The organism is Kitasatospora sp. NPDC093558 (genome assembly GCF_040683475.1).
Classification (GTDB): Bacteria; Actinomycetota; Actinomycetes; order Streptomycetales; family Streptomycetaceae; genus Kitasatospora.
The window spans coordinates 3,610-5,175 of the sequence record NZ_JBFBDY010000452.1 but is presented as its reverse complement, the minus strand read 5'-3'; the positions used below and the strand labels follow the sequence as shown (position 1 = coordinate 5,175).

Annotated in this window: 2 protein-coding genes; both read left to right on the top strand. The window is 71.9% G+C overall.

Features of this window, described 5'->3' with window-relative positions:
* Nucleotides 1–633 (top strand): electron transfer flavoprotein subunit beta/FixA family protein (locus AB0O00_RS28815; protein WP_363656649.1); only part of this gene is annotated, 633 nt, incomplete at its 5' end.
* A gap of 45 nt (nt 634–678) precedes the next feature.
* Nucleotides 679–1,566 (top strand): electron transfer flavoprotein subunit alpha/FixB family protein (locus tag AB0O00_RS28810; RefSeq protein WP_363656647.1); only part of this gene is annotated, 888 nt, incomplete at its 3' end.

The following is a 1,566-nucleotide window of genomic DNA, read 5'->3' as shown; positions in this document are numbered from 1 at the left end:
GAGGCGAACGAGGGTGCCGAGGTCACGGTGCTGACGGTGGGCCCGGACGACGCGAAGGACGCGCTGCGCAAGGCGCTGTCGATGGGTGCGGACAAGGCCGTGCACGTGAACGACGACGACATCCACGGTTCGGACGTGATCGGGACGTCGGCGGTGCTGGCGAAGGCGCTGGAGAAGACCGGGTTCGACCTGGTGATCGGTGGCATGGCGTCGACGGACGGCACGATGGGTGTGCTGCCGGCGCTGCTGGCGGAGCGTCTGGGTGTGCCGCAGGTGACGCTGCTGTCGGAGGTGTCGGTCGAGGGCGGTGTGGTCAAGGGCCGTCGTGACGGTGACGCGGCGACCGAGCTGGTCGAGGCGTCGCTGCCGGCCGTCGTGTCGGTGACGGACCAGTCGGGCGAGGCCCGGTACCCGTCGTTCAAGGGCATCATGGCCGCGAAGAAGAAGCCCGTTCAGTCGCTGGACCTGGACGACCTGGGCATCGAGGCGGACGAGGTCGGTCTGGCGGGCGCGTGGACGGCGGTCGACTCGGTGGTGGCGCGTCCGGCGCGCACCGCGGGCACGGTCGTCAAGGACGAGGGCGAGGGCGGCAAGCAGCTCGCCGCGTTCCTCGCCGACCAGAAGTTCATCTAATCCCACCCGTTCGCGCATCCAACGATCGATCAGGAGCAACGAATCATGGCTGAGATCCTGGTTCTGGTGGACCACGCCGACGGTGTGGTCCGCAAGCCGGCCCTGGAGCTGCTGACCCTGGCCCGCCGCATCGGCGAGCCGTCCGCCGTCGTCCTCGGCGCCGGTGCCGCCGCCGCCGACATCGCCGCCAAGGCCGCCGAGTTCGGCGCCGCCAAGGTGTACGTCGCCGACGGCGCCGAGTTCGCCGACCAGCTGGTCGTCCCCAAGGTGGACGCCCTGGCCCAGATCGCCAAGACCGTGTCGCCCGCCGCGGTGCTGGTCACGTCCTCGGGTGAGGGCAAGGAGGTCGCCGCCCGCGTCGCGCTGCGGATCGGCTCCGGCATCATCACCGACGCCGTCGACCTGGAGGCCGTCGACGGCGCTCCGGTCGCCACCCAGTCGGTGTTCGCCGCGTCCTTCCAGGTGAAGTCCACGGTCACCAAGGGCGCGCCGGTCATCACCGTCAAGCCGAACGCCGTCGCCCCCGAGGCCGCCCCGGCCGCCGGCGCCGTCGAGAACGTGTCGGTGGAGTTCACCGGCAACGCCGCCAAGGTCGTCTCGCGCACCCCGCGCGTGTCCACCGGCCGCCCGGAGCTGACCGAGGCCGCGATCGTGGTCTCCGGCGGCCGTGGCGTCGGTGCCGCCGAGGGCTTCGGCGTCGTCGAGGAGCTCGCCGACGCGCTCGGCGCGGCCGTCGGTGCCTCGCGCGCCGCCGTCGACGCCGGCTGGTACCCGCACACCAACCAGGTCGGCCAGACCGGCAAGCAGGTCTCGCCGCAGCTGTACATCGCGGCGGGCATCTCCGGCGCGATCCAGCACCGGGCCGGCATGCAGACCTCGAAGACCATCGTGGCCGTCAACAAGGACCCCGAGGCCCCGATCTTCGAGCTGGCC